Origin of the sequence: Pedobacter sp. UBA4863 (genome assembly GCF_002399615.1) — a bacterium.
Classification (GTDB): domain Bacteria; phylum Bacteroidota; class Bacteroidia; order Sphingobacteriales; family Sphingobacteriaceae; genus Pedobacter.
Genome location: NZ_DHDZ01000026.1, coordinates 57,808 through 76,658, shown reverse-complemented (window position 1 = coordinate 76,658; position 18,851 = coordinate 57,808). Strand labels below are relative to the sequence as shown.

Here is an 18,851-nt window from a genome sequence, read left to right as displayed (position 1 = left end):
AACTTTACGGAGTTTAAAAATAGCTGAAGATGAAACCAACTCCACTCAACCAAACAAAAAAAACTATTGGATTAACCCTGTTTATTTCTTTAATACTATTTAGCTCGTTACAAGCGGCCACCATTTATGTAAAAGCAAATAATACGGGTCTTATTAAAAATGGCAGTAGCTGGACATATGCTTACGCTAATTTTCAAAATGCGGTAGATGCAGCACAAAGCGGCGATGAAATTTGGGTAGCCGTAGGCGAATACCAACCAGCCAATTTGAAAAGCTTTAGCATGAAAGAGGGCGTTAAAATTTATGGTGGCTTTGTCGGTACCGAAACCAGACGTAGTCAGCGCAATTGGCAAACCAATGTTACCATCTTAAAAGGCAATAATGTTAGCGTAATTAGTAACAGTGGCCTAACAACTACTGCCGTATTAGATGGTTTTACCATTACTAATGGAAGTGCTGCTAATGGCGGTGCTATTTATAATACTTCTTCTTCTCCTGTATACATCAATGTTACCATCAGCGGTAATAGCTCTCCTTCTTCTAGTGGTGCTATTTATAATAATGTTTCTAATCCCATTATCAAAAACAGCATTATTTATGGTAATAGCGATGGTGTTTTCAATATTTCTTCTACGCCCAATATAAGCTACAGTTTGGTGCAGGGCATGGCAGCAGATGCTGCTAACCATAATTTAGATGGCGCTACCAACCCTAACTTTATAAGTCCATTGGCGCCAGCTTTAAGTAGTGGAGGGGATTATCGTTTACAAAACAGCAGTCCAGCTATTGGTGCAGGCAATAACACTTTTTACGCCGCAGGCCAAACTCCCGATTTGAGCGCCATTACTACCGATTTAGCCGGTAACGCCCGCATACAAAAAGGAAAAATAGACTTAGGTGCTTACGAGAGTGAGTTTGATATAGCACTTGTTCCCGATGCCAGTGGCGTTATTTATGTAACAACAGCTGGTGCCGGTAACAAAAGCGGTAACTCTTGGACCAATGCGAGCGATGATTTACAAATGGCCATTAACGCCGCCAACGTAAAACAAGTTTGGGTAGCCGCAGGCGAATACCAACCAGCCAATCTGAACAGCTTTAAGATGAAAGAAGGCGTGAAAATTTACGGTGGCTTTGCAGGTACCGAAACCATATTAAGCCAGCGTAACTACAAAACCAATGTTACCAACTTAAAAGGCAATAACAATAGTGTAATTCGTAATAATAACAACGGCTTAACAGCTGCTGCGGTGCTAGACGGTTTTACCATTACTAATGGATATGCAGATAATAATGGTGGAGGTGTTTATAATTATAATTCGTCGCCTATACTTAGCAATCTAATCATTGCGGGAAATAGTGCTACTAATGGCGGCGGTATTTTTAATGTTAGTTCTTCTCCTGTTTTAACCAATGTTACTATTAGTGGTAATCTCGCTTCTTCTACTGGCGGTGGTGTTTATAGTGAAGTTAATTGTTCACTTACTTTAACCAATGTTACCATCAGTGGTAATAGTGCTAATTTTAGCAGTGGTATCTTTAATTATCAATCTAACTACATTATCAGAAACAGTATTGTGTATAGAAACAATTATGTTGATGAAAGCAGTGTCATTTATGCAAACAGTAGAGGCATTGGTGGCGCAGGTGGTACTGTTGATATTAAATATAGTTTAGTACAAGGTGTAACTACCGCAGATGCCAATGGCAATATTGACGGTGCTACAAACCCTAACTTTCTAAACCCATTGGCGCCAGGTTTAAATAACGGAGGGGATTACCGTTTACAAAGCAACAGCCCGGCCATTGGTACAGGTAGCAACGCTTTTTATGCCGCAGGCCAAACGCCCAATTTAAGTGCTGTAACTACCGATTTAGATGGCAGCCCACGCATACAAAAAAACGTTGTAGATATGGGTGCTTACGAGAGTGAGTTTTATCCATTGCCAAAGCCCGATGCTAATGGTATAATTTATGTAAGTGCTGCCGGTAATGGAAATTATGATGGCGCTAGTTGGGCAAATGCCACGCCAGCATTGCAAGTAGCGATAAATGCAGCACAAAGCGGCAATGAAGTTTGGGTAGTCGCAGGCGAGTACCAACCCGGCAGTGGACAAAGCTTTAGCATGAAAGAAGGGGTGAAAATTTACGGTGGCTTTACCGGCACCGAAACAGCTTTAACACAGCGCAACTACAAAACCAATGTAACCACCTTAAAAGGGAATAACGCTAGCGTGATTATTAACCAAAACAATGGCTTAACAGCCATTGCCCTATTGGATGGTTTTACCATTACAGGGGGTAGCGCTACTAATGGTGGTGGTATTTTTAATAATAATACCTCTCCTGCGTTAAGCAATCTAACCATTTCGGGAAATAACGCTACTAATGGTGGTGGTATTTTTAATAATAATTCATCTCCTGTTTTAACCAACGTAAGTGTTTCGGCAAATAGTGTTAGCAGGTATGGTGGCGGTATTTATAATACTGGTAACTCATCATCTCCCGTTTTAACCAATGTTATCCTTTCCGGAAATAGTGCTAGTCAAATGGGCGGTGGCATTTATAATAACAGCAATACCTCTTCCATTTTAACGAATGTAAGCATTTCTGCCAATAATGCTACCACCAATGGCGGTGGCATTTATAATGCTAGTAACTCTACCTGTAAAATAAGAAACAGTATTATTTATGGCAATAATACCGGCATTTATGGCAGTACTCCCGATGTTAAATATAGCCTAGTACAAGGTTTAACTGCTACCACCGATGGCAATATTGACGGCACTACTAACCCCAACTTTGTAAGCCCATTAACTGCAGGTTTAAATGCCGGTGGTAATTACCGTTTACAAAGCAACAGCCCAACCATTGGTACAGGCAGCAACACTTTTTACGCCGTAGGCCAAACACCCGATTTAAGCACCATAACTACCGATTTAGATGGCAACCCACGCATACAAAAAGCAAACATAGATATGGGTGCTTACGAGAGCGAGTTTGATACAGCACCCGTTCCCGATACCGACGGTATAATTTATGTAAGCACTACGGGTAATGGAAATTTTACCGGCAACAGTTGGGCAAATGCTTCGCCAACATTGCAGGCGGCAATTAATGCTGTAGGTGCACAGCAAGTTTGGGTAGCCGCAGGAGAATACCAGCCAGCCAGTGGGCAAAGTTTTAGCATGAAAGAAGGGGTGAAAATTTACGGTGGCTTTACCGGTACCGAAACAGCTTTAACACAGCGCAACTACAAAACCAATGTAAGCACCTTAAAAGGGAATAATAGTAGTGTGATTTATAACAATAATAACGGATTAACAGCTGCTGCAGTGCTAGATGGTTTTACCATTACCAATGGTAGTGCTGGTGCTGATGGTCGCGGTGGTGGCATTTATAATTCTTCTTCTTCTCCAGTACTTAGCAATCTAATCATCAGCGGTAATCGTGCTGGAGATGGTAATGGCGGTGGTATTTATAATTCTTCTTCTTCTCCTGTTTTAACTAATGTTACCATTTCGCTTAATAATGCTATTAATGGTAATGGCGGCGGCATTTATAATTCTTCTTCTTCTCCCGTTTTAACCAATGTTGTTATTAGAAGTAATTTTGCTTCCTATGGCGGCGGTATTTATAATTCTTCTTCTTCTCCTGTTTTAACCAATGTTACCATTTCAGCAAATTCTACTATTTATTATGGTGCTGGTATTTATGATTCTAATTCTACCTGTAAAATAAGAAACAGTATTATTTATGGAAACAATACTAATGGTATTTTTGGTGGCGGTTCCGATATTAAATATAGTTTAGTACAAGGTGTAACCTTCGCAGATGCTAATGGCAATATTGCTGGCAGTACCAATCCAGAGTTTGTAGATGCAGCCAATGGAGATTTTAGTTTAAAAAACACCAGCCCCCTTATTAACAACGGAAGCGATACTTTTTTTGCTGCCGGGCAAACACCAGATTTGAGCGCCATTACTACCGATCTTGCCGGTAACCCCCGCATACAAAAAGCAAATATAGATATGGGTGCTTATGAAAGCTCCTACAACACCCCTTTAATGCCCGATGCCGATAATATTATTTATGTAAGCACCACAGGTAATGGTAATTTTAAAGGTGATAGTTGGGCAAATGCTGTTCCAAATCTTGCCGATGCACTTTTATGGGCGCAACAAACTCAAATTTCGCGAACTTCTACCAATCCTTTAAAAATTTACATAGCTAAAGGGACATATAAGCCACTATATAATGCCGCCGATGGTCAAAACACCGCAGATGGAGGCAGGGATAATGCCTTTGTACTGAGTAAAAATGTAAAAGTTTATGGAGGATTTGATCCTGCAAATAATATCTCAACATTGGTAAATCAACGTATTTTTGGCGAAAACGGAACGATATTAAGTGGCGATATAGGTATCCAAAATGATAATTCGGATAATGCCTATCACGTGGTAATATCGGCAGGAGATTTAGGTGCAACATTGTTAGATGGGGTAGTAATAGAAGAGGGAAGAGCCGAAAATCCGGGTGGCGTAAAAATTGTAGTAAATGGCGAAAATATTTATCGTAACGCTGGCGCTGGTTTCTATAATAATGGAGCAAGCAATGTATTAAAAAATGTTTTGATCAGAAATAATTATAGTGAAGGGCATGGATCAGGCGTATATAACGATGGCGCATCAATAAATCAACAAGCTACGCATTTGTTAGTAAGCAATTCCATCATTTCAAATAATAGCGGAAACGGAGAAGGCTCATTTACTTGTAGCGGTGCTACCGCTACCTATTTGAATACTAATTTTATATCAAACAGTGGTGCCGCGGCACAAGATAGCCATAACTCAACTACAAATGTTTTTAATTCTATTTGGTATAATAATGGTTCTACTACACCAAGTTGCACCAACTCTACCAAGATTGGTGTGGTAAAAAACAGCATAGTTGTTAGTTTGGCTGGGGTAAGTTTTGAGCTGCAGGCGGTTCGCGAGGAGCCTACAAATCTAATGTTTGAAAGCAGTCAGGTTTCTGATAACGATTTATTTGGCTTGACAGCCACAAACCCTGGAATTAACAAAGGAAGTAATGCAGCATACACAGCAAATGGAGGGGATTTAACCAATGATAAAGACATGGCTAACAATAACAGAGTGTACGGCGGTGGCACTATAGATATTGGTGCTTATGAATACCAAAGTACTTTACCAGTTTCGTTATTAACTTTTACCGCCAAAGCAGATGGCAACCGCACAAAGCTAACATGGCAAACCACAGCAGAAACAAACAATGCGCTTTTTGTAGTTTACCGCAGCAGCAACGGAACCGATTTTACGGCAATAGACCAAAAAGCAGGCTTAGGGACTTCGGCAACTGGTGGCAATTATTTACTGTACGATAACTCGCCATTAAACGGTACCAACTATTATAAACTGGTACAAATAGATAAAGATGGTACTGCTACAGATTTAGACACCAAAACAGTCAGCTTTAACTTTCAACTTTCAACTTTTAACCTTTACCCCAATCCGGCAAAAGACCATGTTAACATCACCTTTGCAGCGGGTAGCTACTCAACAGTTCAGCTACACAATATACAGGGGCAACTGTTGCAAACAATAAAACTACAGGAAAACCACGCAGATTTAAGAATTTCTGTAGCAGCTTTGCCTACCGGCGTTTATTATGTTAGCCTAACAGGTAAAGGAGTAAAAGAAGTAAAGAAATTGTTGGTGATTAAATAAGTCCTCATCCTACAGAGGCTGTCTTAAAAGTCGGCCGTCATTTCGAAACGAAACCAAGTGGAGTGAGAAATCTCACTCAAAAGCACTTCTATGGGAGATTTCTCCTCGTACCTCTTCGAAATGACGATATGATTTTAACTCTTGAGACGGCCTCTTTTAGGTAGTGTTACTTAGCTCCAACAATAATGAGCAAGGATTAAAGAGCAAGGATTAACGAAAAACAAATAAAAAAACACCATCAAAAACGCTCTCCATCGCCAGCCTGACTGGCAAAGAGGGATAGGTTACAGCTCTTAACAAACAACAACATGAAAAAAAACTACATCCTCTACTTATTTACGGTATTGTTTGCCTTAACCATGGGCAACAGCCAGATTAAGGCACAAACGCCCAACGGTAACGGCGTTATTTATGTAACAGCAAGCGGTGCCGGTAACAAAAGCGGTAACTCTTGGACCAATGCGAGCGATGATTTACAAATGGCTATTAACGCCGCCAACGTACAACAAGTTTGGGTAGCAGGTGGTACCTACAAGCCCAAATACAGGGCAGATAACATGAGTGCCGCCAATGCCAACGACCGCAACAATGCCTTTGTACTTAAAAACAATGTACAAGTATATGGCGGTTTTGCAGGTACAGAAACATTATTAGGGGATAGAGATTTAAACAATACTGCTAATGCAACTACATTAAGTGGTGATTTTAACGGAGACGATGCAGGCTTTACAAACAACGGAGAAAATGCCTACCATGTGGTTGTTTCTTCGGGCAACAATAACAGTGCAATGCTAAATGGATTTACCCTTTCCGGGGCTAATGCATCATCAAGTGCCGATATCCTTATAAACGGCAACCAGGTTTACCAGTGCTCTGGTGGTGGTATCTACCTATCAGCGTCTTCTCCGGTATTGCAAAACCTAATGATTACCCGCAACACGGTAAGCGAATCGGGCGGAGGTATTTTTGGTTACGAATCATCACCGGTATTATCAGGAATAACCATGCAGGGAAACCAAGCCAAAGATGGTGGCGGAATGGCCAACCAATCTCAGTCGTCGCCAGTGCTAAGCAACATCATAATTACAGAGAACGAAGCCTCAGAGTTAGGCGGTGGACTATATAACGTAACTTCTTCCAGCCCTGTTTTAACCAATGTAAGCATCGGCGCAAATACAGCTAATAGTGGTGGCGGAATTTATAATGCTGATGCTAGTTCAAAACCTCAAATACGCAACAGTATTATATACGGCAATAATACCGGCATTGAAGGTAATGGAACACCTGTTGTTTCGTACAGCTTGGTACAGGGTTCAACCGATATTACCAATGGCAATATTGATGGCAATACCAACCCAGATTTTGTAGATGCAAGCAATGGAGATTACAGCTTAAAAAACACCAGCCCCCTTATCAACAAAGGAAGCAATACTTATTTTGATGCAGGCCAAACACCAGATTTGAATGCCATTACTACCGATCTTGCCGGCAATACTCGTATTATCGGAACTGCTATAGACTTGGGCGCTTACGAGTACCAAACACCATTGCCGGTTACGCTAATCAACTTTATCGCTAAAGCAGATGGCAACCGCACAAAACTAATATGGCAAACCGCTGCAGAAACAAACAATGCGCTTTTTGTAGTTTACCGAAGCAGCAACGGAACAGATTTTATTGCTATAGACCAAAAAGCAGGCTTAGGAACTTCGGCTACTGGTGGGAATTATTTACTGTACGATAGCTCGCCACTAAACGGTACCAGCTATTATAAACTGGTGCAGGTAGATAATGATGGCAAAGAAACAGATTTGGGCATTAGGTCATTGAACTTTTCGCTTTCCGCTTTCAGCCCCCAGCTTTACCCCAACCCAACTAAAGATAAAATTTATCTCGACACTGATGCCAACGATACTTATACCTTGTTGAACAGCGTGGGGCAAAAATTAAGGACTGGTAATGCGACGGCTTTAAGAAATGGGCTAGACGTATCCGAACTTCCCGCAGGACTTTATCTGATTACCATAGCGCAAAAAACCTATAAATTTTTAAAACGATAAACTCGTTTACCGCTGTTTGTCTTTTGTGCACTGCACAAAAGACAAACGAAAGACCAACAACATGAAAAAATCAGATCATACCATTTATTGGTTAATTATTGCCGTTGCTATTTTGCTAATGATAGCTGTATGGTTTTATTTTGAGCATCAACTCACTTAAGCTAAACTTAAACGTTTCTCGGCCAGCTTCAGCGATTTATTTGCTGGAGCTTTTCTTGTATAAGCAAAAGCGAATAAAATTAGGCTACAACTTTTAGTGTAGGTACTAAGGCTTAGGTTTTATAAACACTATTGAGACGGCAGCCCACAGCGAGCTTTAGCGAGCGAGGACTATAGCCGAAAGAGGGGCTTTCTGTAAATAGTAGCTATAAGTGGCTTTTCAATAAAAATAGACCGTTTTAAAGCTGTCGTTTGGACACATCTCATTCCTCCCCATGCCCTTCCGAAAATCGCAATAAACTCTTCAAAGGGCGACACATGGTGCTTAAGCATTTTGCATATCCCCTCTCCGAGGGGGCAGAAAATAACATTTCCCAATATTTGTGTCCACGCGATAGCATTTTAAACGGGAAGAGTTTTTCGGTCCTGGAGGTAGTTTAAACAGACTAATTTATAAAGGCCAGCCAACTGATTGCTCTTCAATACAGATTGACAAAAAACAAATTATATCCTCAAAAAAGATTGTAACTTTGGCGGCTATAAATGACTAAGAAATGAGTAAGATTAATAGAAAACAAGATGCTTTAGATTATCACTCGCAGGGCCGACCTGGGAAAATAGAAGTAATACCAACTAAACCTTATTCTTCGCAGAGAGATTTAACCTTGGCATATTCGCCAGGTGTGGCAGAGCCTTGTTTAAAAATTGCAGATAATAAAGACGACGTATATAAATACACCGCAAAAGGAAACTTGGTGGCTGTAATTAGTAATGGTACGGCGGTTCTTGGCCTAGGCGATATTGGCCCAGAAGCTGGTAAGCCAGTAATGGAAGGTAAAGGCCTTTTGTTTAAAATTTTTGCCGATATTGATGTTTTTGACCTAGAGCTAGATACTAAAAATGTAGATGATTTTGTTAAAATTGTTAAGGCATTAGAACCAACCTTTGGCGGTGTTAACTTAGAAGATATAAAAGCGCCAGAATGTTTCGAGATTGAGCGTAGGCTAAAAGAAGAAATGAACATTCCGGTAATGCACGACGACCAACACGGTACGGCCATTATATCGGCAGCGGCACTAATTAATGCTTGCGAACTACAAAAAAAGAAACTAGATAAGATTAAGATTGTAGTAAACGGAGCTGGAGCAGCAGCTATTTCGTGTTCGAGACTTTATGTAGCCGTTGGCGCTAAAAAAGAAAATATTGTAATGTGCGATAGGAACGGTGTAATTCGTGCCGATCGTGAAAATTTAGACCCAATTAAAGCAGAGTTTGCCACTGCTCGCAACTTAAACACCTTGGAAGAGGCCATGAAAGATTCTGATGTTTTCATTGGTCTTTCTTCGGCAGATTGTGTGTCGGTTGATATGCTAAAATCAATGGCTAAAAACCCAATAGTAATGGCAATGGCTAACCCAAATCCAGAAATTGCTTACGATTTGGCTATAGGTTCTCGTAAAGACTTGATTATGGCTACCGGTCGCTCCGATTATCCTAACCAAGTAAACAACGTATTGGGTTTCCCTTATATTTTTAGAGGTGCATTAGATGTGCGGGCAACGGCAATTAACGAAGAAATGAAGATTGCCGCAGTACGTGCCATTGCAGAATTAGCCAAAAAACCAGTGCCAGAGGCGGTAAATATGGCCTACAATTCTAAAAATATAAAGTTTGGTAAAGATTATATCATTCCAAAACCAATGGATTTCCGTTTAATGACCAACGTTTCTATGGCGGTGGCAAAGGCGGCAATAGAGAGTGGCGTAGCCCGTAAAAAAATTACCAATTGGGATGCTTATGCCGAAGAACTGAGAAAGCGCTTAGGTACGGATGATGCCATTATGCGTGCCATTACCAACAAGGCCAAATCAGATCCTAAGCGTGTGGTTTTTGCTGAGGCAGATAACTATAAGATTTTAAAGGCAGCTCAAATTGTTAAGGACGATAACATTGCTATTCCAATTTTATTGGGTAACAAGGAGAAAATCCAACAAATTATTGAAGAAAGTGCTTTAGAGCTAGAAGGTGTTCAAATCATCGATCCGGCATTAGAGCCAGAAAGAACTCAAAAATACGCCAAGTCGTTATACGAGAAAAGACAAAGAAGAGGGGTTACTTCGGTAGCTGAAGCTGTGAAAATGATGCGTGACAGGAACTATTTCGGTTCTTCGATGGTAGAGTTTGGCGAGGCCGATGCCATGATTTCTGGCTTGACCAAAAACTATGCAACTACCATTAAGCCAGCTTTACAAGTAATAGGTACAGAAGACGGCGTGAAGCGTGTAGCAGGGATGTATATGATGATGACCGAAAAGGGGCCGGTTTTCTTTGGAGATACTACCGTAAACGTAGATCCAACTGCCGAAGAATTGGTGGACTTGACCCTGTTGCTAGAAAAATCGGTAAGAAAGTTTAACATTACGCCACGTATAGCCATGTTGTCTTATTCTAACTTTGGCTCAAATGATGGCGAAATTCCAGAAAAAACCCGTAAAGCCGTTAAATTATTGCACCAACAGCACCCAGAAATAATTGTTGATGGAGAAATGCAAGGAAACTTTGCAATTAATAATACCATGTTAAAAGATAACTTTCCTTTTAGCACATTGGCAGACGCATCGGCAAATACCTTGGTGTTTCCTAACTTAGAATCGGGTAATATTGCCTATAAATTATTGCAAGAACTTGGTGGTGCCGAAGCGGTTGGGCCAATTTTGTTGGGGTTAAAAAAGCCAGTTCATATTTTGCAGTTAGGCAGTTCGGTAAGAGAAATTGTGAACATGGTAACTATTGCCGTATTAGATGTACAAGCAAAAGAAGACGGCGAGCCTAAAAAAAGAGGTTTGTTTAAAAAGAAATAGTTATAGCAATATAAAAGATTGTGGTAACTCAAAGCTAAATACTAAATTAGGCGGGTATATTTACTCGCCTAAAGTATTTTAGGCGAGCTTGATTAGATAATACATCTTTTAACCCTTAATTTTTTACTTTTAACTTAAGATCATGTATGCATATATCGATGGGAAGCTCACCTTTAAAGGGCCAACCTATATTGTTGTAGAAGCAGGCGGTGTGGGTTATCATGTCAATATATCCTTAAATACCTATGCTGCCTTAGGTAGCGCAGAGCGATGCAAGATTTATACCTGGCTACATGTTAAGGAAGATGCACATACGCTTTACGGTTTTGCAGACGAAGGCGAACGTAAGCTTTTTTTGCATTTAATTTCGGTTTCGGGCATTGGCCCAACTACTTGCCGTATGATGCTCTCTTCTATTACGCCAACAGAAATACAGCAGGCCATTGTTAATGCTGATGTTGCCTTGATACAGAAGATTAAAGGTATTGGCGCTAAATCGGCACAGCGTATAGTGCTAGAATTACAAGATAAATTGAAAAAAGAGGGGATAGAATCATTAATTTCGATGCCAATCCACAATACAATTAAAGATGAAGCGTTATCTGCTTTAATCATGCTCGGCTTTAACAAACAAGCAGCAGAAAAAGCTTTGATAAATGTAGCTAAAAATGCAGACGCTGAGCTTTCTGTAGAGCAAATGATTAAACAAGCATTGAAGAACTTATAAATAAACCATATTTGAAGAACAAACTTACCTATTTTGTTTTATTGGTAGGCCTGTGTATGGCCAATAGTTCATTTTCGCAGGTAAACCCTACGAGATCTAGGATAGACTCTGCCCAAAACACTTTTAATGTACGCGAAAAACAATGGATGGGCTTGCGCAACTATAGCAATCCGTTTTTTAAGCTGCCAGAGAACATTAAAAGAGAAGTTGAGTACGATGCTCCCCACAACCGTTATATCATTAGCGAACGCATTGGCGACAAGCTTTACTCGCCAGCGCAATACCTTACGGTAGAGCAATACCTTAGGTTGGTTAACAGCGATATTAAACGCGAAAATTGGCGTTTGTTTTCTAACCAAGAAGTAGATGATATCCGTAAAACGGGCATTATTCCCGAAGTTAAAATAAACAGCCGTGTTTTCGAAAAGATTTTTGGCGGTACTACCATAGATATACAGCCAAGCGGCGAGGCCGAACTTACTTTTTTAGGCCGTGTAAATAAAAACCAAAACCCATTGTTTAACGAGCGCCAAAGGGTGCAGAGCAATTTTGATTTTACACAACGTATCCAAATGGACGTAGTGGGCAACATCGGTACCAAGATGAAAATCAAAATGAACTACAATACCGAAGCGCAGTTCGATTTTGAAAACCAAATTAAGCTAGATTATACAGGCGGCCCCGACGATATTATCAAGAAAATTGAAGCAGGTAACGTAAGCTTACCTTTAAATACCTCGTTAATTACCGGTACCCAAGCCCTATTCGGTATTAAAACACAGTTACAGTTTGGTAAATTGGGATTAACCACCGTTTTTACACAACAAAAATCGCAATCTAAACAGATAGAAATTAATAACGGTGCCCAACAAAACGATTATCGTATTAGCGGTAGCGAGTACGAAGCCAATAAGCACTACTTTTTAGCACAATACTTTAGAAATAAATACGATGCGGCATTAAGCAAGCCGCCTACCATTTTATCGGGCGTAAACATTACCAAAATAGAGGTTTGGGTAACCAATAAAACAGGCAATACCACCGATTCTAGAGATGTGGTTGGCTTTATGGATTTGGCCGAAAGTACACCATATAATACTACGGCAACTGGTGGACAGATTACTGGCGGTGGAACACCACAACCCGCAGCTTTTTTTAGTACAAGTTTTCCAGAACGCTCTAATAATTTACTCGATTTAATTAATGCTCAACCAGGAGCTAGACAAGCTAATAGCAATGCCATTTTACAGTTTTTTCAGAATAATGGTGCTACAGATAACTTTGCCAAAATTACTTATGCCCGTAAACTTACCGATAGGGAATTTACCATGCACCCGCAATTGGGCTACATCTCTTTAAATGTACAGCTAAACACCGATGAGCTGTTGGCCGTAGCGTATCGTTATACCGAAAATGGCAAAGAGTACCAAGTTGGAGAGTTCTCTACAGATGTGCCTTTTGACCAAAGTACACCAAACGTACTTTATACAAAGTTATTGAAAAACGAAACCACTAAGCCAGAGCTGCCTATTTGGGATTTGATGATGAAAAACATTTACAACATCGGAGGGTACCAAATTAGCAACCAAAACTTTAAGCTCGATATTTTTAGGTTAGATGAAGCTTCGGGTGTAGAAAGGGCCGTAATTACAGAGGGGCTAAACACTCAAAATAAAATATGGATTAACGCAGTAGGTTTAGATCGGTTAAACCCTCAAAAAGAAGCTAAGCCTGATGGTGTGTTCGATTTCGAAGCTCAAAATAGCCCTTTTGCCTCTTCGCAAAGCAATAGCGGCGCCAGTGGTTCGGGTTTTGGCGCTGGGGCCTCGGCTACCTCGCTAAGCAACTCCATCAGCGGCTATATCACTATCGATCCGCAAAACGGACGTATCATTTTTCCAGTGGTAGAGCCTTTTGGCAGTGCCTTGGCAAAGCAATTTACCGCAACAGAAACAAATTTAGTTGATAAATATACCTACCCGCAGTTGTATAGCGCTACCAAAGCCGTTGCACAGCAGAACTTTCCGGGTAAAGATAGGTACATCATAAAAGGAAACTACCAATCAGAAGTTTCTTCGGAGTTTAGCTTAAATGCCATAAACGTACCCGAAGGTTCGGTGAAAGTATTTATGGGGAGCATTCCTTTGGTAGAAGGTAACGATTATACGGTAGATTACATGAGCGGCCGTGTAAAGATACTGAACACCGCATTGTTAAGTTCGGGGCAGTCTATCCGTATTTCTACAGAAAATAATGAGCTTTTTGGTTTACAGCAACGTTCGTTATTTGGGGTTCGTGGAGATTATCGCGTAAATAACAAGCTAAACATTGGTGGTACATTTATGAACCTTACCGAACGCCCAATTACCCCAAAAGTAAATTTTGGAGAAGAACCTATATCTAACTCTATTTGGGGCATGGATGTAAACTATACCTCTCCATCAAGGTTTTTAACAAAATTGGTCGATAAAATACCTTTTATTTCTACCAAAGAAAAGTCTAACATTGCCTTTTACGGCGAGTTTGCGCAACTTATTCCCGGCCATCCTTCGGCATTAAATATGGGCGGCAGCAAAGGTGGTAGCAGTTATATCGATGATTTTGAATCTTCGCGTTCGGTAATAGATTTAAAAAGTGCAATGGCGTGGCAAATTTCGGGTACGCCACAAATGTTTCCCGAATGGCAATTTAGTGATGATTTGCGCTATGGCTTTAACCGGGCCAAAATAGCTTTCTACAATATCGATCCTATTTTCTATAATAGGGGTGGTAGCGGACAAATGCCGGCCAATTTGAAAAACAACAAGAACGAACTTTCTAATCACTATGTGAGAGAAATTTTAGAAACCGAAGTTTTTCCATTTAAACAAATTAGTACCGGGCAAGCAATTACACTGCAAACTTTAGATTTGGCTTATTACCCTACTTTAAGGGGGCCTTACAATTTTACCTCAGCCGGGCTTAACCCTAACGGAACGCTGCAAAATCCAAAAAGCAGATGGGGAGGCTTAATGCGCAGGGTAGATGTTAACGATTTTGAAGCACAAAATATCGAATATATAGAGCTTTGGGTGTTAGACCCCTTCATGTACAAACCAGGTTCGCAGGGCGGAGATTTGTACTTTAACCTGGGCAACATTTCTGAAGATATTTTGAAAGATGGGCGTAAATCTATTGAAAATGGTTTGCCGGCCGATGATGATCCTAATAAATATGATACTACCGCTTGGGGCAGAGTGGCCAAATTGCAACCAGTAGTGCAGGTTTTTGATAACGACCCCAATGTACGTAAGGCACAAGACGTAGGTTTAGATGGCTTATCAAATGCGAATGAGAAAATTAAGTTTCAAGCAGAAATTAACCAGATTAAAGCGCTCTTAAACCCAGATGCGGCAGCAGCAATAGATAACGATCCTTCCTCAGACGATTATGCCTATTTTAGAGGCGATAAGCTAGATCAGGAAAATGCAGGCATCCTAAAACGTTACATGAATTTTAACGGCTTAGAAGGTAACTCTAAAACTTCGCAACAATCAAAAGAAGAACTGGGACTAGAAAACTCTGCCGCTACTGCTTTGCCAGATGGCGAGGATATCAATCGTGATAACAACATGACCCAGTCTGATGAGTATTTTCAGTATAAAATATCTATCCGCCCGGGCGATCTACAGGTAGGACAGGGCTTTGTTACCGATAAGGTAGTTTCTGCTGTAAAGTTGGCCAACGGACAAACGCAAAATGCTACTTGGTACCAAATTAGAGTACCGTTGGCGCAGTACGAAAGCCGCAACGGTTCAATTCAAGACTTTAAGTCTATCCGTTTTGTAAGAATGTTCATGACCGATTTTGCGGATACCACCGTGTTAAGGTTTGCAAAAATTCAGTTTGTACGTGGCGAGTGGAGACAATACAATGCTAAGAACGAGAGCAATAAAGTTATTGCCGATCCGGGCTTGGGCTTAACCCCAAGCGCAGATAACTCTGTCTTAGAACTGGGAACGGTAAACATCGAAGAAAATGGTAAACGGCTACCTATTCCTTATGTAGTGCCACCCGGTATAGAAAGAGAAAGAGATTTTAGCAATTATCGTGGCGATACCCGCCAAAACGAACAATCGCTTTCGTTAATTGTAAAAGACTTGAAAGATGGTTACGGTAGGGCAACTTTTAAAACAGGCATAAATGATTTTAGATCGTACAAAAGATTGGAAATGTACGTTCACCTAGAAGCTGATGGCATTCATCAGCTAGAAAATAATGACCTTAACGCATTTTTAAGGATAGGTACAGATAACGACGATAACTATTACGAGTACAATAAACCGTTAAAAGTAACCAATCCAGGCACCAGTGATGCTTATGCCATTTGGCCAGAGGAAAATAAAATAGATATAGAGTTAGCATTATTTCAAAAAGCTAAGATTGCACGTAATAATTCTGGATGGCCAGTTAATGTACCTTATAAATATAGCGATGGCGTAAATACCATTATTGTAAAGGGCCAGCCCGATATGAGCAAAATAAGGGTGTATATGTTAGGCTTAAAAAACCCTTGGAAAGGTGCACCAGATGCCTTGCCAACCGATGATGGCCTTGCCAAATATGCGCAAGTTTGGTTTAACGAACTACGCTTAACAGAATTTGATGAACGTGGTGGTTGGGCGGCAACGGCACGCATGAGTGCAAAACTGGCCGATTTTGCCGATGTAAACGTTTCGGGAACAAAAGCTACCATCGGTTTTGGATCTATAGACAGCAAAGTGAGCGATCGTAACAGGGCAGAAAACATAGCCTTCGATATTTCGTCGAACATGGAGCTGGGCAAGTTTCTGCCTCAAAAAAGCGGAGTTAAAATTCCAATGTTCGTGAGCTATTCTAAACAAGTGGCTACTCCACAATTCGACCCAAGAACGCCAGATATTGAACTTTCTAAAGCATTAGATAATGCTACAAAGCAGCAAAAAGACGAGATATTAAACTTTGCACAAGACTACACCACCAGAAGTAGCTTGGCCTTTACCAATGTGCGTAAAGACCGCATAAAAGAAGATGCAAAGGTAAGGTTGTGGGATATAGAAAACTTTAATGTATCGTATGCGCAGAGCAAGTTGTCGCACCGCGATTTTATTAACGAAACCACTATTCAAAATACCTATAAAGCATCGTTGGCTTACAACTATAGCTATAATTCTAAAAGCTATCAGCCGTTTGATAAATTGATTAAATCAAATACACTGAAGCTATTAAAAGATTTTAACTTTTCTCTGCTACCTAATGCAATCAATTTTAGGGTTGATATGGATCGTTTCTACTCGGAAAATACCTTGCGAAATAACGACCCAAATACCTATATCCCTATTAATACTACTATTAATACTACTTTCAATAAAAACTTTTTAATGACGAGGGTTTACGGTATTGCATGGGATTTAACCAAATCGCTTAGCTTAGATTTCGATGCGACGAACTATTCTATTATCGACGAACCAGATGGTCGTATCAATGGATTGAAAAAAGATACCTTGTGGAACAATCTTAAGAATTTAGGCCGTACCACCGACTATAATCACGCCCTAAACATGAGATATAACTGGCCAATTGCTAAAATTCCGGGTATGGATTGGGTAACACTAGCTACCACTTACGGTACTACTTTTACTTGGCAAACCGAAGCTTTGGCTACCTTAAATGATCCTGCTATAGATTTGGGGAATACCATTCAAAACTCTCGTACCATACAGGTAAACCCAACTTTAAATATCACTTCGTTATACAACAAGTTTGGGTTTATTAGGCGCACATTAAACAATAGGGATACCACATTTAAGTTTTCTAATTTTATGTTGGGCTTGCTAACCAGTATAAAGAATGTGAATGTTGCCTATACCCAAACTAAAGGCACTTTCTTGCCGGGCTATTTACCTAAAACCAAGTTTTTTGGTTTAGACGATGCTGGTGCACCGGGCCTTGGTTTTGTGTTTGGCAGCCAAAGAGATATTAGATTAATGGCCTTAAACAATGGCTGGATAACAACCGATGAACAGCAAATGCAACTCTATGTAAATACGCTACGCGAAGATTTTCAGTTAACGAGTAGCATAGAGCCTATAAGAGATTTAAAGGTAACGCTTACCGCCTCTAAAAACCGCACTTTAAATTATTCTACTAATTTTAAATACGATACGCCTAGCAATGGTTTTGTTAATATGAGCCCCAATACTACTGGAGATTATAACGTTTCTACCATTACTTTTGGTACCGCATTTAAAGACAAAAGTGGCAGTACTTTGTCGGGTGTTTTTAATGAATTTATGAACAATAGATCGGTAATTTCCCGTCGTTTGGGCGCACAAAACCCTAATTCTAGCGGTGTGGTAAATGGTTATGCACTAGGTTACGATAAAAGTTCGCAAGATGTTGTGGTGCTGGCATTTATAGCGGCATATACTGGTAAAGATGCAAACTCATCGAGCTTAAATAGTTTGCCTAAAATTCCGTTGCCAAACTGGAGGTTAACGTATTCGGGCTTAACCAAATATCCTTTCATTGCAGATCGGTTTTCTGAACTGAGCATCAGGCATGGCTACCGTTCTACTTACAGTATCAATGGTTTTAATAGTCTATTAAAATACGAGGAAACAGCGGGTTCTGTGAGCAGTACCGACGTAAATGGTAATTTCTTGCCAATGTACCAATTTGCACAAGTGAGTATTTCAGAACAATTTGCACCTTTGGTAGGGGTAGATACACGGCTTAAAAACAACATGACCCTTAATTTCGAAATTAATAAAACGAGGTTGTTGGGCTTAAGTTTGGCAAACAGTCAGTTGGCGCATCTTTCCGAAAACAATGTGGTATTTGGTTTGGGTTATCGTACTACCAAGTTTAGGTTTCCTTTTGGCTTGTTTAAAGATCTTAAGATGGATAACAACATGGACTTTAAGCTAGATGTATCTGTTAGGGATAACAAAACAGTAATTTACAGGGCAGACATTGTCGAAGCAGAAGTTTCGTCGGGAGCAAAAAATATAACTTTGCGCCCAAGCGTAGATTATGTGTTAAACCAACGCTTTAACGTACGCTTGTTTTACGATTCTAATATTACCAAGCCTTATACATCGCAATCATTTAACACCTCCTTCAGCAACTTTGGCTTTAGCTTAAGGGTAACGTTAAATTAAACGTAAGGGTTGTTTTTTAATTTTAAAGTAGTGATAAATTGCCTTCGTGTAAGCGGTGATGTTTGCGCAATAGGAAGCTTGTTAATAGAGTTTTAAATAAGTAGATGGCAATTGTA

At 40.2% G+C, this 18,851-nt stretch carries 5 protein-coding genes; all 5 read left to right on the top strand.

Features of this window, described 5'->3' with window-relative positions:
* The first annotated feature begins 29 nt into the window (after nt 1–29).
* The 5 genes from B3I52_RS04495 to sprA all read left to right on the top strand — a co-directional run bounded on the left by B3I52_RS04495 (nt 30) and on the right by sprA (nt 18,735).
* Complete coding sequence (locus B3I52_RS04495) at nt 30–5,747, top strand: choice-of-anchor Q domain-containing protein (protein ID WP_293299251.1); 5,718 nt, start codon at nt 30–32, stop codon at nt 5,745–5,747.
* A 308-nt stretch (nt 5,748–6,055) separates the two neighbouring features.
* A complete protein-coding gene (locus tag B3I52_RS04490) occupies nt 6,056–7,807 on the top strand; it encodes a T9SS type A sorting domain-containing protein (RefSeq protein ID WP_293299250.1) in 1,752 nt (583 codons plus the stop codon).
* Between the two features lie 713 nt (nt 7,808–8,520).
* A complete protein-coding gene (locus B3I52_RS04485; protein ID WP_293299249.1) occupies nt 8,521–10,827 on the top strand; it encodes an NADP-dependent malic enzyme in 2,307 nt (768 codons plus the stop codon).
* 142 nt (nt 10,828–10,969) lie between these two features.
* Nucleotides 10,970–11,554: a Holliday junction branch migration protein RuvA gene (gene ruvA / locus B3I52_RS04480; protein WP_293299248.1), complete on the top strand. Its 585-nt coding sequence runs from the start codon at nt 10,970–10,972 to the stop codon at nt 11,552–11,554.
* 56 nt (nt 11,555–11,610) lie between these two features.
* Complete coding sequence (sprA, locus tag B3I52_RS04475) at nt 11,611–18,735, top strand: cell surface protein SprA (RefSeq protein ID WP_414691870.1); 7,125 nt, start codon at nt 11,611–11,613, stop codon at nt 18,733–18,735.
* The last annotated feature ends 116 nt before the right edge of the window (nt 18,736–18,851 follow it).

What these genes read in the sequence shown, in the direction of transcription:
- B3I52_RS04490 (WP_293299250.1), top strand. Translation starts at nt 6,056, where the DNA reads ATGAAAAAAAACTACATCCTCTACTTATTTACGGTATTGTTTGCCTTA.
- B3I52_RS04485 (WP_293299249.1), top strand. Translation starts at nt 8,521, where the DNA reads ATGAGTAAGATTAATAGAAAACAAGATGCTTTAGATTATCACTCGCAG.
- B3I52_RS04495 (WP_293299251.1), top strand. Translation starts at nt 30, where the DNA reads ATGAAACCAACTCCACTCAACCAAACAAAAAAAACTATTGGATTAACC.
- sprA (WP_414691870.1), top strand. Translation starts at nt 11,611, where the DNA reads ATGGCCAATAGTTCATTTTCGCAGGTAAACCCTACGAGATCTAGGATA.
- ruvA (WP_293299248.1), top strand. Translation starts at nt 10,970, where the DNA reads ATGTATGCATATATCGATGGGAAGCTCACCTTTAAAGGGCCAACCTAT.